General features: G+C 45.1%; 14 protein-coding genes, 1 tRNA gene and 1 other RNA gene. 4 read left to right on the top strand and 12 right to left on the bottom strand.

The window, feature by feature from the left end; genetic code table 11:
- Positions 1 to 77: 77 nt before the first annotated feature.
- A complete protein-coding gene (locus ACHBID_RS00200) occupies positions 78 to 3,188 on the bottom strand; it encodes a DNA polymerase III subunit alpha (protein ID WP_394731366.1) in 3,111 nt (1,036 codons plus the stop codon).
- A gap of 149 nt (positions 3,189 to 3,337) precedes the next feature.
- On the opposite strand from ACHBID_RS00200, the gene ACHBID_RS00195 reads away from it, so the two are divergent.
- From ACHBID_RS00195 to ACHBID_RS00185, 3 genes are read left to right on the top strand one after another with little or no spacing between them, the layout of a single operon-like run.
- Complete coding sequence (locus ACHBID_RS00195; protein ID WP_105111857.1) at positions 3,338 to 3,712, top strand: GntR family transcriptional regulator; 375 nt, start codon at positions 3,338 to 3,340, stop codon at positions 3,710 to 3,712.
- Positions 3,705 to 4,412 carry an ABC transporter ATP-binding protein gene (locus tag ACHBID_RS00190; RefSeq protein ID WP_394731367.1) on the top strand — a complete coding sequence of 236 codons (708 nt, stop codon included), beginning with the start codon at positions 3,705 to 3,707 and terminating at the stop codon, positions 4,410 to 4,412. Before ACHBID_RS00195 ends, ACHBID_RS00190 begins: the two co-directional genes overlap by 8 nt.
- Before the next feature lie 17 nt (positions 4,413 to 4,429).
- Positions 4,430 to 5,197 (top strand): ABC transporter permease, encoded by a 768-nt coding sequence (locus ACHBID_RS00185; protein ID WP_394731368.1) that lies wholly within the window; start codon positions 4,430 to 4,432, stop codon positions 5,195 to 5,197.
- 97 nt (positions 5,198 to 5,294) lie between these two features.
- Here ACHBID_RS00185 and ACHBID_RS00180 read toward each other — a convergent pair.
- Positions 5,295 to 5,382: transfer RNA gene (locus ACHBID_RS00180), tRNA-Ser, on the bottom strand.
- Positions 5,383 to 5,384: 2 nt separating this feature from the next.
- Positions 5,385 to 5,732, bottom strand: a transfer-messenger RNA (tmRNA) gene (gene ssrA / locus ACHBID_RS00175).
- Positions 5,733 to 5,837: 105 nt separating this feature from the next.
- Here ssrA and ACHBID_RS00170 point away from each other — a divergent pair.
- Positions 5,838 to 6,431: a TVP38/TMEM64 family protein gene (locus tag ACHBID_RS00170; protein WP_105122309.1), complete on the top strand. Its 594-nt coding sequence runs from the start codon at positions 5,838 to 5,840 to the stop codon at positions 6,429 to 6,431.
- Positions 6,432 to 6,479: 48 nt separating this feature from the next.
- Here ACHBID_RS00170 and ACHBID_RS00165 read toward each other — a convergent pair whose 3' ends face one another.
- The 9 genes from ACHBID_RS00165 to rpoD form a co-directional block, all read right to left on the bottom strand.
- Positions 6,480 to 7,085 carry a hypothetical protein gene (locus tag ACHBID_RS00165; RefSeq protein WP_161948241.1) on the bottom strand — a complete coding sequence of 202 codons (606 nt, stop codon included), beginning with the start codon at positions 7,083 to 7,085 and terminating at the stop codon, positions 6,480 to 6,482.
- A gap of 111 nt (positions 7,086 to 7,196) precedes the next feature.
- Positions 7,197 to 8,072 (bottom strand): N-carbamoylputrescine amidase, encoded by an 876-nt coding sequence (gene aguB, locus ACHBID_RS00160; protein ID WP_394731369.1) that lies wholly within the window; start codon positions 8,070 to 8,072, stop codon positions 7,197 to 7,199.
- Between the two features lie 106 nt (positions 8,073 to 8,178).
- Positions 8,179 to 9,282, bottom strand: coding sequence for an agmatine deiminase (gene aguA, locus ACHBID_RS00155; RefSeq protein WP_257104645.1), 1,104 nt, complete (start codon positions 9,280 to 9,282; stop codon positions 8,179 to 8,181).
- Entirely contained in the window at positions 9,279 to 10,406 is a 1,128-nt protein-coding gene (gene nspC / locus ACHBID_RS00150; RefSeq protein ID WP_394731370.1) for a carboxynorspermidine decarboxylase, read from the bottom strand. The genes aguA and nspC overlap by 4 nt, the downstream gene beginning before the upstream one ends.
- Complete coding sequence (locus tag ACHBID_RS00145) at positions 10,407 to 11,666, bottom strand: saccharopine dehydrogenase family protein (protein ID WP_394731371.1); 1,260 nt, start codon at positions 11,664 to 11,666, stop codon at positions 10,407 to 10,409.
- Complete coding sequence (gene speE / locus ACHBID_RS00140; protein ID WP_172053564.1) at positions 11,666 to 12,523, bottom strand: polyamine aminopropyltransferase; 858 nt, start codon at positions 12,521 to 12,523, stop codon at positions 11,666 to 11,668. Before speE ends, ACHBID_RS00145 begins: the two co-directional genes overlap by 1 nt.
- Before the next feature lie 2 nt (positions 12,524 to 12,525).
- A complete protein-coding gene (locus ACHBID_RS00135) occupies positions 12,526 to 13,974 on the bottom strand; it encodes an aminotransferase class I/II-fold pyridoxal phosphate-dependent enzyme (protein ID WP_394731372.1) in 1,449 nt (482 codons plus the stop codon).
- 520 nt (positions 13,975 to 14,494) lie between these two features.
- Positions 14,495 to 14,818, bottom strand: a complete 324-nt coding sequence (locus tag ACHBID_RS00130; protein ID WP_105122859.1) for a metal-sulfur cluster assembly factor — start codon at positions 14,816 to 14,818, stop codon at positions 14,495 to 14,497.
- A 600-nt stretch (positions 14,819 to 15,418) separates the two neighbouring features.
- Positions 15,419 to 16,537 (bottom strand): RNA polymerase sigma factor RpoD, encoded by a 1,119-nt coding sequence (gene rpoD / locus ACHBID_RS00125; RefSeq protein WP_105111872.1) that lies wholly within the window; start codon positions 16,535 to 16,537, stop codon positions 15,419 to 15,421.

Genomic DNA, 16,537 nt, shown 5'->3' with positions numbered 1-16,537 from the left:
TATGCTCCTTCAATTTTCAATTTAACTGCCTTATTATAACACACTTGACTAGATCTTGCTCGTCTTTTTACGCTTTTTCAACGAAAAACCGTTTTCATAGCAAATTCAGCCAACTCTTGCTCTAATTGAGGCGTTTTCATCACTTGAAACTGGTCTACCTGAATGGTCTGATTGCTGTCTTGGTAATGCAGAACGACAGGAATTGATCCCTTATATTTGGCTAAAATTCGAGCAACTGCATGGTCATGCTCCCGGTTTTCCAGTAAAATCCACAGCTTTTCCAGACTGACTATTTCTAACTTGTCAGCCACCAGTTGTAACTGTCCCTCCCTTTCCTGGACCTTGCCAGTTACGTAGAGGATATCCCCTTCCTTCAAGAACTGCCCTGTCTGTTGGTAGAGTTCCGGAAAGACCGTGACTTCCGATTTATCTTTCATATCGGTCACTTGTAGAAAGGCCATGGGCTGACCCGATTTCTTGGTCCGAATCCGGCGGATAGACTGAACTTGTATCAGGATGGTCACCCGATTTCCAGCCACCAAATCGCCTAAATCGGTCACAGGTCGCTGGGTCTCCTGTCGGAGCTTAATCAGAGGATGAGGACTGATACCGATACCTAGCACGGCCTGTTCCAGCTGGTATTTTTCACTATCATTAAAGTAGTCCGACTGGAGCCAGCTATAGGTCTCCTCCGCAAAAAAGCTACCAAAGGCATCTGCAAAGACAAAGAGATTGTCCAGATTTTCTACTATCTTCTTGCGATTGGACTCAAATTCATCAAATAAACCGATGTGAATGAGCGGAGTCAGCAAATCCTTCTTTTTATACTGGGCAGGCAGTTTCAAGATAAAATCTTCGACCGACTTGTAGGGACGGTTTTCAATCAACCAGAGGGAGAAATCCTTGGGCAGACCCTTGATATTTTTCAAGCCTAGATAAATCTTGGACTTGTCGAACTTGTCATAGTAGGGAATGGTGTTCATCGACAACCTAGCCACCTGAAAGTCAAATTGCAGGGCATCCGTTATATATGTACTGCTAGAGAAATTCAGCATGACATCAAAGAAGATGTCCGGATAGTGGGTCTTGAAATAGGCCATTTGGAAGGCCAGGGCCGAATAGGCGTAGGCATGACTGCGGTTAAATCCATAACCTGCAAACTTGGCCATCATGGCAAAAATCTTCTTGGCCTTGGTTTCCTCATGTCCATTGGCTAGCGCTCCTGCCAGAAAATCCGCCTCCATGGCCTGCATCTCCTCAGCCTTTTTCTTGGACATGGCCCTGCGGAGCAAATCGGCTTTCCCCAGAGTAAACCCAGCATAAACCTGGGCTATCTGCATGACCTGCTCCTGGTAGAGCATAATGCCATAGGTTGGTCGGAGAATGTTTGCAACGGACGAATCCAGCAAATCAATCTCTTCCTGACCTTGCTTGCGTTTGACAAAATTATCGATATAGTCGCTGGCACCTGGTCGGTTGAGACTGGTTGTCGCTACCACATCTTCAAATCGGTTGGGCTTGACCCTCTGGAGGAGATTGATAGCTCCCGGTTGTTCAAACTGGAAGATCCCCTTGGTTTTACCAGCAGCAAAGAGCGCCAAGGTAAGTGAATCTTCCAGGTCAATACCGGCAATATCAATAGTTTTCCCATATTTATCAGCCACAGCTTGGGCCATTTTTTGGACAAAGGTCAGGTTACGCAGGCCCAAGAAGTCCATTTTCAACAGACCATTGGCCTCGACAGCATGGGCATCATACTGGGTAATCAGCATGTCCTCACCCATTTTTAGGGGAATTGTATCCGTCAGCTCTTCATCACTCATAACGACACCGGCTGCGTGGATAGAGGTCTGGCGAGGCTGCCCTTCAATCTGCTGGGCAATAGCAAAGGCCTTCTGGTACTCTATTTTACTGTTGATGAGCTGGCGGAAGGAAGCATTGCGCTGATAGGCTGATGCAAGACTGTCTTTAAAAGAAATCTTGCGGGTAATGTTGGTCAACTCGTATTCGGGCGTGCCAAAGCGTTTGAAAACATCCCTTATAGCCTGCTTGGCCCCAAAGGTCGAATAGGTCACAATTTGGGCAGCATGGGTCGAGCCATAACGGTCACGAACATAGTGGATAAAGTCTGGTCGATGAATATCCGGAATATCAATATCAATATCCGGCATGGAATAGCGTTCTTCATTTAGGAACCGTTCGAAGAGCAGATTGTGCTTGACCGGGTCAATGCCTGTGATATTAAGAGCATAGGCCACCAAGCTCCCTACTGCAGACCCCCGTCCCATTCCCATATAGTAGCCCTGGCTACGTCCAAAGCGCAAGAGGTCCCAGACGATAAGGAAATAGTCATCAAAGCCCATCTTGTGAATGACAGCCAATTCCCTATCCAATCGCTCTTGATAAGCCGGCTCAAATAAGCCTTTTTCTCGCAAGCCTGCCTCAGCCTGCTCGCGAAGTTCTTCTACTGCCGACCGTTGTCTGTTGAAACGTGGTAATTTGAGACTTTTGTCCAAATCATAGGAAATACCTTGAACCAGTTTTTCCAGATTGACCACTGCCTGTGGAAAGCGGCTGCTAAACAAGTCTTTCAGACTATCTGCCGATAAAAGGACCTGACCTGGCTCCAAGTCAGGGACTTGGTTGAGCTGGACATTATCCCGAATTGCCCTCAGCACCTGGAGGGCCTGAGCCTGCTCTCGGTCAAACAAACGAACGGGATAGAGAGGCAAGATAGGTTGTGTAAACTCTTGGACAGGTGTTTCCAAGCCCACACCAATATAAAAATCCAGCCCCAGGTCTAACTGGTCAATTCCTGGAAAATAAGGCAGGATAAGGGCCACATCTTGCAGATACTGACGAATGCTCTCAAAATCATCCTGTCCCAGCATCTTGGCCGTTGATATCTTAAGGAGATTGCGATAGCCAGTCGTAGACAGGGCTACTAATTTCGTGGCAATTGGATGCTCATAGCCAGCCAAATCCCAGTCGAACTCACAACCAATGACAGGCTGTAGACCAACTAATTGACAGCTTTCCATAAAACTGTAGGCTGCATAGAGATTATCCCTATCCATCATCCCAATGGTCCGATAGCCCAGCTCTTTGGCCTGCTGGACATAGCGGTCAATGGTGACCATGCTATCCATAAAGGTATAGACGGTTTTGGTATCTAATTGTGCTAGCATGGCTACCTCCTTTTTCTATATTATATCAAAAATTCCTTCTAATTTTTTTCAAAATATCGTCTCTTTTCGCTTGCATTCTTAAAAATATTATTGTATTATGTAATCAGAACAAGAACACAGGGAGCCTGTCTCCCGGAAAGGATTCTCTTATGGCTTGGAAATTTGATAACAACATGCCCATCTATATCCAAATCACCAATACAATTAAATTACAAATTGTAACCAATCAATTAAAACCTGGAGATAAGTTGCCAACCGTGCGGGACCTGGCTGAAATTGCCGGTGTCAACCCAAACACGGTCCAGCGGGCCCTGTCCGACTTGGAGGCAGAAGGTTTTGTCTACTCCGTCCGCACAACAGGCCGCTATGTGACAGACAACCAGGAACTGATTACTCAGACCCGCCTCCACCTGGCGCAAAAGGAATTGGAAAACTTTATCAACAATATGTTGGACCTCGGTTTTAGCCAGGACGAATTGACCGAACGATTGGATGATTATTTGAAAGGAATTAGCTATGAATAACCCATATACTTTAGTCGAACTGCAACAAGTTTCAAAATCTTATGGCGGAGCTGTTGCCCTCAACAATGTCAACCTGAAATTAGGCGCTGGAAAAATCATCGGTCTCCTGGGTCCAAACGGTTCTGGTAAGACCACTCTCATCAAGCTCTTAAACGGTTTGCTCCAGCCTGAATATGGCCAAATCATTATCAACGGCCGCACTCCTTCACCAGAGACCAAGGCTATCGTGTCCTATCTGCCAGATACGACCTATCTGGACGAGCATATGAAGGTTTCAGATGCCCTCACATTCTTCACGGATTTTTACGCAGATTTTGACAAGGAACGGGCCATCCATCTCTTGCAGGACCTAGGAATTGACCTCAACGCCCGCATGAAACACCTGTCAAAAGGAAACAAGGAAAAGGTGCAGTTGATTTTGGTCATGAGCCGCCAGGCCCAGCTCTATGTCTTGGATGAGCCAATCGGTGGTGTAGACCCTGCAGCCCGCGACTACATCCTCACAACCATTGTCAACAACTATTCGCCTACTTCTTCTGTCATCATCTCTACCCACTTGATTTCAGATGTAGAGCAAATTTTGGATGAGGTCATCTTTCTTCATTATGGAAGTGTTATACGTCAAGGAAATGTCGACGATTTGCGGATTGAAACGGGTGAGTCTATCGATCAACTCTTCCGTCAGGATTTCAAAGCTTAGTCAAATAGGAGATAATTATGTTTAAGAAATTGGTAAAATACGAATTCCAATCTGTGGGCAAGTGGTACTTCGGTATCTATGCCGGAACCCTAGCTTTAGCCACTGTGCTTGCTTTTTGGGTACAAGCCATATCCAGCCGTTCTGATCAGCCTGAAATAGCTGAAGGGATTTTCGTGGGATCCGCCTTCATGATTTTCGGTATCCTAGTAGCAGCCCTCTTCCTCTCAACCTTCCTTATGATTATCAATCGTTTCCGGAAAAATGTCTATGGTAGACAGGGCTATTTGACCATGACTTTACCTGTCAATGAGCACCAAATCATCCTCAGCAAGCTCTTTGCCTCTCTGGTTTGGTATCTCTTGTCTGGTATTACAGCCGTTCTTTCCATTGGTATCGTCATAACAGTCCTCCTGATAAACACCGGCGAGGTTCTTCCAGATCTACAAGTTGTTCTGGAACAGATAAATGTGGCATCACTAGCTAGCTACTTAATTGACAGTTTTATCGGTGCCATTACTTGGATTCTGCTTATCTATTTTTCAGTTTCTGTCGGTCAACTCTTCAAGGACCACCGTCTCCTGTTCGCGATTATCACCTATATCGGTATCACAGTCGTGGTCGGCATTTTGACGAATCTGCTGTATTTAAATAATCTGGAAGGAATGTTCGGTTCACCCTTATCACTCTATCCAAACCCAGTAATGGTCCTAATCAACATTATATTGGCCTTCGCCTACTACTTTGGTACCCATTACATCATGACCAAGAAATTGAACCTACAATAAAAAGAAAAACGCTCTCTGCCAGTTACTTTTGTAGCTAGTAGAGAGCCTTATTTTGCAAAAGAAAAAGAACAGTCAATGCTGTTCCTTCATTTCTATACGGAAGACATGGGATTCGAACCCACGCACGCTGTTACACGCCTACCGCGTTTCCAACACGGCCTCTTGAGCCTCTTGAGTAATCTTCCATATATGGAGCTGGTGGGAGTCGAACCCACGTCCAAACACCTGCTAACTTATTCGTCTACAACCATAGGTTATGTCTTGCTTTAACTTGGGCTCGATACATAACTCAAATCCAGACCAAGCGAGTTAGTACATCTCTTTTGGGACAGCCTAACTCAATCCCAACGTAGCTTGTTATTTTAAGACCAATCAGCAAACACAAGCAATTCGCGACTGGTCACGCAGGCAGGTTATTAAGCTGCTAATGCGTAAGTGTTTGTATTTTTTGCAGTTATATTTAACTGGCATTTTTACATCTGCCGATGAGTTGCAGAACAAGCCTCATAATGCCTGTCGAATCCGTAACAACCCCGTAGGTTTGATACTTGGTTAGTATAACAGATTTTAGTAAAAATTGCAAGACTGCAATCGCTTAATTTCATTTTCAAATTTTCTAGAAATATGGTAAAGTAATATCATGTACAAATTCTCTCAAAAAGCCATCCAGGTCCTAAGCGTTCTAACCTTGATTGGAACGGCTGTTTTCCTCTTTTGGCTCTATAAAATCGGGATTCTAAATGATCAAAATGTCCTCAGTCACTTCATCAAGAGTCAAGGGGCACTGGGTAGTCTGTCCTTTTTATTGCTACAAATCATTCAGGTTGTTTTCCCTATTATTCCCGGGGGCGTTACTACTGTTGTTGGCTTTTTAGTATTTGATTTTTGGTGGGGATTTTTGCTCAATTACATTGGTATTTTTGTCGGCGGTATTATCCTCTTCTGGTTGGCCAGACGCTACGGCAAAAAATTCTGCCTGCTCTTTATGTCTGAAGAAACCTTCTACAAATATGAAAGCAAGATTGACAACAAGCGCGGTTACGAGATATTCTTTATCCTCTGTATGCTATCGCCCATTTCGCCTGCGGATATCGTTGTCATGATTACAGGATTGACCAGTATGAGCTACCGAAAATTCATTCTCATCACCCTCCTCTGCCGTCCGGTTTCCATCGTTGCCTATAGTTATTTTTGGATTTACGGCAGCCAGTGGTTACAACAATTCTTACAATAAAAAAAATCCTCATCTATGCGTTTAGATGAGGATTTTTTAGTGCTGACCTTAGTTATAAAAGGTTCCATTTTTTGCGTATACTCTGTAAATTCCATCTTTTTGTCGAACAAATCGAAAATCTACGAATGTTTGCTTTGAACCAGATCCATTTTTGTAAAATATTTGAAGTTCTTTCCTTTCTTCGAAAATTCCTCCTCCATAAGCAAACAGAGTAGCTTCATATGGTAGACCTCCCAAAGCAATCACCTCTTCATAGCCCATCCCGCCTTGTCCTGTATTGCTATCTCCCACGATGACTTGCTGAAATACTTCTTTGGTCCACAAATTCGTATTTGGATCTGCTTCCTTGGTCGGGAACTGGTCATCTGGTAAATAAAAGACTTCCTTATTCATTAAATAGTAGTCTGAACCATTTTTATAAAAGACCAATTTAAGGTTTCGCTGGTCTTCATTGATCCCATACTCCATAGCAGCGTAAGTTAAAAATAAGTATTCTTCTGAATATTCGCCGAATCTAGCTGATGAAGGTTTTCCATATTTCTCAATGATATCCGACAAACTATCCCCAGTGGCATCCTCTTTCATCCCAGTTACCAAACTATCATAGTCTTTCAGTGTCCAATTAAAACTAAATTCTTCTTGTGTAGCAGTCAATCCGCGCGTAAAGTCTGTCACGCCTGTGTCACTAGCTTCTGTCCAAGTTTGACTGACCGCTGACGAAAACTGCCGATCCGTACTCACAGAACTTGGAGAATAGGTTGAACACTATTGACAAATAGACCTGTACATGTGCGGTCTACGATCTCTGAAAAGTCCCCAGTCCAAGCGCTCACGCGCTCCCTTGTCCAAATCATAAGTAGCAAGCAAGACAACTTCTTCCTCTCGTCCCGCTTGTTCAATCAATTCACCTGTTTCATCAGTCATAAAGGACGAACCATAAAAACGCAGGCTAGAAGATTGGCCGCCATTTTCTACAGAAGGCCGTACTTTTTCCAAGCCAATTCGATTGGCCGCAATGACAGGTGTGATATTGGCTGCAGCATGACCCTGCATAGTCCGCTGCCAATGACCTTGGCTATCAGTATCCAAAATCGGCTCCGAACCAATAGCTGTTGGGTAAAAGAGTAATTCTGCTCCATTCAGAGCTAGACAGCGAGCCGTTTCTGGAAACCATTGATCCCAGCATATTCCGATACCAAACTTGGCATAACGAGTTTCCCAGACTTTAAATCCAGTATTTCCAGGTGTGAAGTAAAACTTCTCCTGGTAATAATGGTCATCAGGAATATGGGTCTTGCGATAAACTCCCAAAACTGTCCCATCCGCATCAATAACTGCAATCGAGTTATACAGGCTATTGCCATCCTTTTCATAAAAAGAAATGGGCAAAACCACCTGTAACTCCTTGGCAATAGGAATAAAGTGCTGAATAGCATCATTTTCTTCTACAGACTTGGCATAGTTATAGTAATCATACTGGCGTTCCTGACAAAAATAAGGACGCTCAAAGAGTTCGGGTAGGAGGATAATCTGCGCTCCCTGACCAGCAGCCTGTCTAACCAAACGCTCAGCAGTCTCCAGATTTTCCTCAAGATCCTGACTACACTGCATCTGAACAGCTGCAACAGTAACATTTCTCATATTATTTATCCTTTTCATAAATTCTTTATGGGAGATAGAATGTTCCTGAGATAAGGAAAGACGGTACAGGCTATACTAGAGTATGCCAAACCGAATTGACGCAATATCAGGGACATTTAGCCCCATAAAGAGGAATTTGCTGGGTAATACAATGAACATTCCCACCCCCAAGCAGGATGTCACGGGCTGGAATGCCTACGATTTTTCTGGTGGGAAAAAGCTGCGCTAGAAGCTCAAGTGCCTGCGCATCATGCTCGTCATCAAACTGGGGCACTAAAACCGCACCGTTGCTGACGTAAAAATTCACATAGGAAGCCGCCAAGCGTTCGCCTGCTGTTCGTTCTTCTTCCCCCTCTTCATAAACATAGCCTGGCAAGTCCTCTTCTGTTACTAGAATAGGATGTTTGGGAATAGGCAATTTGTGGACGGTCAACTTTCTACCCTTGGCATCCACTTGCTTTTCCAAGTAGTCCAAATCTGCTCTGGACATGGCATATTGGGGATCTGACTCATCATCCGTCCAGGCTAAAACTATCTCAGCTGGGCCAACAAAGGCCGCAACATTGTCCACGTGTTCATTGGTTTCATCATTGTAGATACCATAAGGCAGCCAGAGGACCTTTTCAGCTCCTAGACTATCTAGAAGTACTTGCTCAATCTGATCCTTAGTCAGATGAGGATTGCGGCCTGGGCTCAGCAAACAGGATTCGGTCACCAAGATGGTTCCTTCACCGTCACTATGGATGGCTCCACCTTCTAGGACATAGGGATGGGCATCATGGACTGGCAGACCGATGGCCTGACTAAATCGACTAGCCACCTGATCATCTGCTTCGTAGTCCTGATAAAGACCATCATAGCTTCCGCCCCAAGCGTTAAAGGCCCAATCAACAGACAAAGCTCTGCCATTTTCATTGACCAAAACCGTCGGACCTGTATCACGCGCCCAAGCGTCGTTGGTGGGGATGTCCAGATAGGTAACACCATCACCCAGCATGGATTGGGCCTCCTCACGATGTACCTCGTCCACCAAAAGATAGACCTGCTCGCTTTCAGCAATGGTTTTAATGACCTGGCTAAAGGCTTTTTTTGCCCCCTGACCATCAAAGGGCCAGGATCCTGGGCGAGTCGGCCACACCATTAGGGTTCCATGATGGGGCTCATACTCAGCAGGCATGCGGTAACCCGCTGCTTTGGGACTTTCTATCATGACAACCTCCCCTTGAAATCTTCATAGCCAAATTCCTTGATAATACGGCAGTTACCAGACTTGTCCATGAGGGCCAGACTTGGCAGACCGATGCCGTTGAAGGTATTATTTTTAACAAAAGAATAGATTGCCATGTCCTCAAAATAGAGTTTGTCACCAATCTCCACAGGCTTTTCAAAGGAATAATCGCCGATGATGTCGCCCGTCAGACAGGTATTGGAAGACAGTCGGTAAGTATAGGCCTTTTCACCAGCCTCAAAGCCATGGCGAAGCGGTGGACGATAAGGCATTTCCAAAACATCTGGCATGTGACAGGTCGCAGAGGCATCCAAGACCAAGGTTTCAATACCATTTTCCACAATATCCAGCACTTCAGTAACCAGATAACCTGCGTTGAGAGCAATAGCCTCACCTGGCTCGATATAAACTTCCAGACCGTAGGTGGTTTGGATGTGCTGGATACAATCAATCAAGATTTCCAACTGGTAGCCCTCACGGGTCACATGATGGCCACCACCCATATTGAGCCATTTAAGCTTGTGAAGATAGGGACCGAATTTCTCCTCGACTGCTGCCAAAGTTATTTTCAAATCATCCGCATCCTGCTCGCAAAGGGTATGAAAATGCAGACCGTCCACCATGTCAATCAAATCTGGGCTGAATTTGTCAATGGTCACTCCAAAACGAGAACCTGGGGCACAGGGGTCGTAAAGGGCATGCTCGTCTTGTGTGGAACACTCTGGATTAATCCGCAGACCAATACTAACTCCTGCTACTCTACATTTGTCCGCATGCTTGCGGAGTTGGCGCTCTGAATTGAAGACAATGTGGTCAGCAATTTCCAAGATTTCATCCAAATCTGCATCCTTAAAGGCGGGGGCAAAGACATGGACTTCACCACCAAATTCCTCACGACCGAGTCTAGCTTCATAAAGTCCAGATGCGGTGGTTCCAGCCAAATATTGGCTAATTAGTGGATAGGTGGCATACATGGAAAAGGCTTTTTGGGCCAAAAGTACCTTACAGCCTGTGCGCTCTTGGACCGACTTGAGAATTTCTAAATTGTTGACCAGCTTGGCTTCGTCAATGACATAGGCTGGTGTTGGGACTTCTTCTATTCTCATCTAGTCCACCAAAACAGGATTTTCTACTACCTGCCAAGGCAATCCGTATTGATTGAGTAAGTCCATGAATGGATCTGGATCCAATTCTTCCAAGTTGTAGACGCCTGGTTTCTTCCAAGTTCCGTCCATGACAAGCTTGGTTCCAATCATAGCAGGAACACCAGTTGTGTAAGAAATAGCCTGTGAACCCACTTCCTTGTAACATTCCTGGTGGTCACATACATTGTAGATGTATATAGTCTTCTCCACACCGTCTTTGACACCAGTGAAAATACAACCAATATTGGTTTTCCCAACAGTACGTGGACCTAGGCTAGCTGGGTCTGGCAATAATGCTTTGAGGAATTGGATAGGCACTACTTCTTGTCCATTAAAGTTGATTGGATCCGTACGCAAGAGACCAACATTTTCCAAACATTTCATATGGGTCAAGTAGGATTGACCGAAGGTCATGAAGAAGCGGATGCGTTTGACACCTGGAATATTCTTAGCCAGCGACTCGATTTCTTCGTGATGGAGGAGGTACATATCTTTTTGACCCACTTCTGGGAAATCGTACTCTCGCTTGATCGACATGGCTTCAACTTCCACCCATTTGCCATTTTCCCAGTAGGAACCTGGTGCTGAAACCTCACGCAAGTTGATTTCTGGGTTGAAGTTGGTCGCAAATGGATAACCGTGGTCTCCACCGTTACAGTCTAGGATGTCGATGTAATGAATTTCATCAAAATAATGCTTGAGTGCGTAGGCTGAAAATACGCTGGTCACCCCTGGATCAAATCCGGACCCCAAAAGTGCTGTCAGCCCTGCTTTTTCAAAACGCTCCTTATAAGCCCACTGCCATGAGTAGTCAAAGTAGGCTGTGAAGCCTTCTTCTGCACAGCGTTTTTCGTAGATAGCCCGCCATTCTGGATCCTCTGTGTCCTCGGACTCGAAGTTGGCGGTGTCGATGTAGTCCACACCTGTCGCCAAGCAGGCATCCATGATGGTCAAGTCTTGGTAAGGCAGGGCAACGTTTAAGACAGCTTTGGGCTGGTAGCTTTCAATCAAAGCAATTACTTCTTCCACCTTGTCCGCATCCACTTGGGCAGTTTCAATTTTTACGGACGTTTTTTCTTCCAAAACAGCCTTCAAATCATCACACTTGGACTTGGTCCGGCTGGCAATCATGACTTCCTTGAAGGTATCTTCTGCCTGACAAACCTTGCTGATGGCAACCTGAGCAACTCCACCACAACCAATCACTAACAAACGACTCATTATTTTTTCTCCTCTTCTTCTAAAATATCTTCGACATAGCGGGGCAAGAGAAATGCTCCGATGTGGAGGTTAGCGGTATAGTATTCTGTGAAAAGCTGACGCGCCTTCCATTTTTCCTTGTCAAAATCTTCGATGGGATGGTATTTTTTAGAAGCAAAGCCAAATAACCAATAGCCTGCCGCAGATGTCGGAATATGGGCCTGATAGACACGGCTGATAGGGAAGGATTGGGCCGCCTTTCTGTGCATAGAACGAAAAGCAGACTCGTCTTCGTCATAAAATGGCGAACCATGTTGGTAAACCATGATCCCATCTTCCTTCAAAGCCCTATAGGCATTACCGTAAAATTCCTTGGTAAAGAGTCCTTCCGTATGCCCAAAAGGATCTGTCGCATCATTGATGATGATGTCATACTCGTTTTCACAGTTGCGCAAGAAACGCAGGCCATCCTGTAAATAAACCTCGACCCGCTCATCTTCTAAGCCAGAGGCATAGTCTGGGAAATACTGACGACACACTTCAACCAAGAGTTCATCTGGCTCAACCACATCGATGCGTTCGATTTCAGGATACATACTGAGAACTTGGGCAACGCCACCATCTCCACCACCTAAAATCAAGATTTTCTTGGGATTGGGATGGACGGCCATGGGCACATGGACAGCCATTTCGTTGTAAACAAAATCATCTGCATCTGAAAAGAGAACCCGACCGTTAAGTGTCAAAATCTTTCCAAAGGCTGGTGAATCCAGTACAGCAATGTCCTGAAATTCACTCTTGCCAGCATAGAGCTGCTGGCTGGTCCGAATGGATAACTTGACATCTGGCGTTTGGACTTCTGAAAACCACATTTCCATCTTTAACCCTCCTTAATGACATTGATAAAATTAACATCTGGATCTTCTGTACCTTGGACGGAGCAACCGCGCTCCTTGGCAAAGATGATGTAGTCAACAATTTCCTGAGTCACTCGTTCACCTGGAGCCAAGAGCGGAATACCAGGCGGGTAGCACATAACAAATTCTCCGCAGACCTGACCAACTGCTTCTTGCAGGGAACGGCTTTCCCGCTCCGCATAAAAGGCTTCCTGCGGTGACAAAACCAGCTGCGGCTGGATGTATTCTCCCGAAATCAAATCCGAACCATCTCGTGAGTAGAGACGCTTGATGTCAGCCAGAGCCCCCACCAGCCGCTCGATGTCCTGCAGGCGGTCACCGATGGAAATATAGGCCAGGATATTGCCAATGTCGCCAAATTCAATCTGGATGTCGTACTCATCCCGCAACAAATCATAGACTTCAATCCCCGTCAGACCAATGCCCTGCGTATAGATGGAGAGCTTGGTTACATCAAAATCATGCACCGTTTTGCCATCAATCAATTCCTTAGAATAGGCATAGTAGCCACCGATAGCATTGATTTCACGACGAGCATACTCAGACATTTCAATGACCTTTTCAAAAGATTCTTTGCCACGAAGGGCCAGATTTCTCCGTGAAATATCCAAACTAGCCAGCAAGAGATAGGAAGCGGATGTCGACTGGGTCAGATTGATAATCTGGCGGACATACTCCACATTCATATCTGGACCGACCAATAGGAGCGAGCTCTGGGTCAGACTGCCACCTGACTTATGCATGGAAACAGCTGCCATATCAGCCCCCACATCCATAGCTGCCTCTGGCAATTTTTCCGAAAAATGCAAATGCGCACCATGAGCCTCATCGACTAATACTTTCATGCCCGCTGCGTGAGCTTTCTCAGTCAATGTACGCAGGTCTGAGCAGATACCATAGTAGGTCGGATTGTTGATCAAGACAGCAACCGCATCAGGATGCTCAGAAATAGCCCGTTCAAAGGCATCATTTTCCAAGGCAAGAGCAATACCAATCCGTGGCTCCACACTCATATCCACATAGACTGGTATAGCTCCGCATAGGACCAAAGCATTGAGGGCGGACTTGTGGACATTTCGAGGGAGGATGATTTTATCGCCCGCCTTACAGGTCGCCAGAATCATGGTCTGGACGGAAGAGGTTGTCCCTCCAACCATGAGAAAGGCATGGCTGGCACCAAAGGCTTCCGCAGCCAATTCCTCGGCCTCTCGGATAATGGAGACTGGATGTCCCAGATTGTCCAAAGGTTTCATAGAATTAACATCAATACCAACACATTTCTCTCCTAACAGTTCGACCAACTCTGGATTTCCACGGCCCCGTTTGTGTCCTGGGACATCAAAAGGGACAATCCGTTTTCGGCGTAACTGTACCAATCCCTGATAAATAGGGGCTTGGTGTTGATTTTTCATATTGAAAAACTCCTTTGCTTGATGGACTCCTACACTTTTTTAAAAAAGCAAAAAGAGCAGGGTTCATCCTGCTCTACAATCCAAATTGACGTTTTTTATTCTTCTCTTGAGTTTATGTGCCTACCGTTTCCTACTCTCCAGTGCAAATATATACGTACTTTATTGACCGTTTCACAAGATGACGTGTGCTTTCACCACACTGACAAAATTAGAAATTAGGAAAAACTTCCCAACATCAACTTATAAAATGTAGGCTTTTAACCCTATCAATAATGTGGCTTACGCCACGCTTCGGCATTCGACCCGCCTGTCCGTAGGCTTCGGTTATGATCAATAGCGGAGCTACTCATCCCATATAGGTCTGATATTTGCTAGAATAGGTTTAATAACTTTTCCTAGGCATGATAAGTGTACCATCATTCCTACTATTTAGCAAGAACTTTTTGATAGTTTCAACAAAATTATCAAAAAAATCCGTACAAAAACAGAAAAAACAGTCTCAATATTCGAGACTGTTTAATTATTTAATCCCAAGTGCAATACGAGCGTAACGGCTCATTTTTTGAATGGTCCAAGCAGGCGACCAAACCAAACGAACATCGACTTCGGTCACCTCAGGAACTGTTTTCAGAACATCATGAATTTGGTCTGTAATCAAATCTGCCAAAGGGCAGCCCATTGTGGTCAAGGTCATGTCAATTTCAGCCTTGCCCTCAATAAAACGAATTTCGTAGACCAAACCAAGATTGATAATATCGATCCCAAGTTCTGGGTCAATCACATCTTCAAGAGCTTGAAAAATACGCTCCTGAATGTCTTTAATCTGATCTTCTGTATAAGCCATTTTCAATCACTCTCTTTCTTTGATAAAAATATAACTAGTATCAACAGCCCGGGGAAATAAGACTAACGGAAGTCAGTCTGAGTTTGTAGACAAGGTCTCTTTTGGGCTCCGCTCACAAAATAAACTAAATTTTTATTTTTTCTTAGCAGAGCTACTTACTTTATTTACCTAAAACATATTTTGTCTACGTTCTAAGACTAACGGAAATCAGTATCCTTGTAATTCACCGGACATTAGCACACTATCTTATTTTCGGGCGGGTTTCAACAGTCTGGGGAGAGACTGTTGAAAGTGGGAAATAAAACTGACGAAAGTCAGCATCCTCGCGCTAAACGTCCATTAGACTTCTCTCGCTTTAGAGTTTTCAGCGATCGACCTGATAAGTACCAATGGCATATGCACCCTTTCCTATTTCAAGGGGAGCGGTTGATTTTGTCTCCCAGACAGCCTGCTCTCTTATTTTCAAGCAGGCTTCAACAGTCTGGGAGACTGTTGAAGGTTGGAGATGAAACAAACGAAGTTTGTGTCAAAACCTCCCCCGGAGGTTAGCCTCGCTTTCCTATTTCTAGGCTCGGGTTAAAACACCACGTTAGTGGTGTTTTAATCCTCAATAAAATCTCTGAGTGGTTTGCTGCGAGATGGATGGCGGAGTTTGCGGAGGGCTTTGGCTTCGATTTGGCGGATGCGTTCGCGGGTTACGTTAAAGACCTTGCCTACATCTTCCAAGGTGCGCATTTTTCCATCATCCAGTCCAAAGCGCAGGCGGAGAACATTTTCCTCGCGGTCAGTCAAGGTATCCAGAACCTCGTCCAATTGTTCACGGAGAACGACGCGGGTTGTGTAATCAACTGGATTTTCAATTACTTCGTCCTCGATGAAATCCCCCAAATGGCTGTCATCTTCCTCACCAATTGGCGTTTCCAGAGACACAGGCTCTTGAGCAATTTTCAAAATTTCACGCACTTTTTCAGGCGTCATATCCATACGCTCAGCAATTTGTTCTGGCGTTGGGTCTTGACCAAGTTCCTGCAAGAGGTTGCGTTGCTCACGGACCAACTTGTTAATAGTTTCCACCATGTGCACAGGAATACGGATGGTACGAGCCTGGTCCGCAATGGCGCGGGTAATGGCCTGACGAATCCACCAAGTCGCATAGGTCGAGAATTTGAACCCTTTCGAGTAATCAAATTTATCAACGGCCTTCATCAAGCCCATATTGCCTTCTTGAATCAAATCAAGGAACTGCATACCACGACCAACATAACGCTTGGCAATAGATACCACCAAACGCAGGTTGGCCTCAGCCAAACGTTGCTTGGCCTCAGGATCGCCCGCTTCAACAGCAAGCGCCAATTCCTGCTCTTCTTCATTGGTCAAGAGGGGAACAACACCGATTTCCTTGAGGTACATGCGAACTGGGTCATTGACCTTGGCAGAGTTGCTGCCAAGTAATTCCTCATCAGAAAGTTCTGGCTCTTCCTCTACCTGCATAGCACGCGCAGAAGGATTTCCTTCCTTGTCCACAATAGAAATCCCTGCGTCTTGGATACGCTGAAGAAGGTCATCGATGCCGTCCGCATCCAAGGTGAAAGGAATGACAAGCTGGTCATTGATTTCGTCATCTGTCGCAGAACCCTGCTTTTTATGGTTGCGGATAAATTCTGCAACTTGGACATCAAAAGTGGTCACTTCATTTTTCTTGTCTTTTTTATTTGTCAT

Source organism: Streptococcus sp. A25 (assembly GCF_043674095.1).
Lineage (GTDB): Bacteria > Bacillota > Bacilli > Lactobacillales > Streptococcaceae > Streptococcus > Streptococcus suis_V.
This window is presented reverse-complemented; position numbering and strand designations above follow the sequence as displayed.

Excerpts from the sequence above, each read along its gene's own strand:
- ACHBID_RS00200 (WP_394731366.1), bottom strand. The coding sequence starts at position 3,188 with ATGCTAGCACAATTAGATACCAAAACCGTCTATACCTTTATGGATAGC.
- ACHBID_RS00195 (WP_105111857.1), top strand. The coding sequence starts at position 3,338 with ATGGCTTGGAAATTTGATAACAACATGCCCATCTATATCCAAATCACC.
- ACHBID_RS00190 (WP_394731367.1), top strand. The coding sequence starts at position 3,705 with ATGAATAACCCATATACTTTAGTCGAACTGCAACAAGTTTCAAAATCT.
- ACHBID_RS00185 (WP_394731368.1), top strand. The coding sequence starts at position 4,430 with ATGTTTAAGAAATTGGTAAAATACGAATTCCAATCTGTGGGCAAGTGG.
- ACHBID_RS00170 (WP_105122309.1), top strand. The coding sequence starts at position 5,838 with ATGTACAAATTCTCTCAAAAAGCCATCCAGGTCCTAAGCGTTCTAACC.
- aguB (WP_394731369.1), bottom strand. The coding sequence starts at position 8,072 with ATGAGAAATGTTACTGTTGCAGCTGTTCAGATGCAGTGTAGTCAGGAT.
- aguA (WP_257104645.1), bottom strand. The coding sequence starts at position 9,282 with ATGATAGAAAGTCCCAAAGCAGCGGGTTACCGCATGCCTGCTGAGTAT.
- nspC (WP_394731370.1), bottom strand. The coding sequence starts at position 10,406 with ATGAGAATAGAAGAAGTCCCAACACCAGCCTATGTCATTGACGAAGCC.
- ACHBID_RS00145 (WP_394731371.1), bottom strand. The coding sequence starts at position 11,666 with ATGAGTCGTTTGTTAGTGATTGGTTGTGGTGGAGTTGCTCAGGTTGCC.
- speE (WP_172053564.1), bottom strand. The coding sequence starts at position 12,523 with ATGGAAATGTGGTTTTCAGAAGTCCAAACGCCAGATGTCAAGTTATCC.
- ACHBID_RS00135 (WP_394731372.1), bottom strand. The coding sequence starts at position 13,974 with ATGAAAAATCAACACCAAGCCCCTATTTATCAGGGATTGGTACAGTTA.
- ACHBID_RS00130 (WP_105122859.1), bottom strand. The coding sequence starts at position 14,818 with ATGGCTTATACAGAAGATCAGATTAAAGACATTCAGGAGCGTATTTTT.
- rpoD (WP_105111872.1), bottom strand. The coding sequence starts at position 16,537 with ATGACAAATAAAAAAGACAAGAAAAATGAAGTGACCACTTTTGATGTC.